1 protein-coding gene is annotated in these 650 nt (G+C 59.8%); it reads right to left on the bottom strand.

Going from position 1 to position 650, the window contains the following annotated elements; all coding sequences use genetic code 11:
• Positions 1 to 59: 59 nt before the first annotated feature.
• Positions 60 to 614, bottom strand: coding sequence for a DUF4079 domain-containing protein (locus tag NW856_RS13315; protein ID WP_414358456.1), 555 nt, complete (start codon positions 612 to 614; stop codon positions 60 to 62).
• Positions 615 to 650: the final 36 nt, after the last annotated feature.

Genomic DNA, 650 nt, shown 5'->3' with positions numbered 1-650 from the left:
GTCGCAGAACCAGGAACCAGAATCCCCTGCCTTTAGGCAGGGGAGCATGTCAATGCCACTCACAGCGACAAGCCCAGCTTGAGCCCGAACAAGGCATGGGCAAACAGTATGCACAGGATGAGGCTGCCCACATAGGCATGGGTGGTGCGCAGAGCAGCGCGGTTGCCCCCAAAGCCGCTGAGAGACAAAGCTCCATTCACCGCCAACAACAGCAGCACCAGGGATCCCGTCCAAAAATGGGGACTGCTCAATAGGGGCTTCCCTTGCATCACCAGGGAGAGAATGCCGCCGGTGTAGCCCAGAGCGATGAAGGTGGCCATCCAGGGAGCCAATTTGCGGTGATCCAGCAGAGGCTTTTGGGCCGATTCCGGCAGGGATCCCTCTGAGGTTGGGGAGGCGGCTGCCAGACGCAAGGTTCGCCCTCGCCACCCGGTCAGGCCGACAAAGCTGCCCATCACCACCACCACGATTCCCATCATCAAAGGGTGACCCCATTGCACAATGGGTTGGGGCAAGTTGAGGCCGGCAAAAAACTGGGCTACGGGCTGCAAGGCGGCGGTTAACCGATCCGAAGCTGCCGACAGATCCGGCAAGGCCAAGCTCAACAGGTTCATGGCGATCCCTCTACCTCTGCGACGAATCTACAACTG

Origin of the sequence: Synechococcus sp. R3-13 (assembly GCF_047462195.1) — a bacterium.
Lineage (GTDB): Bacteria > Cyanobacteriota > Cyanobacteriia > Thermostichales > Thermostichaceae > Thermostichus.
This window is presented reverse-complemented; position numbering and strand designations above follow the sequence as displayed.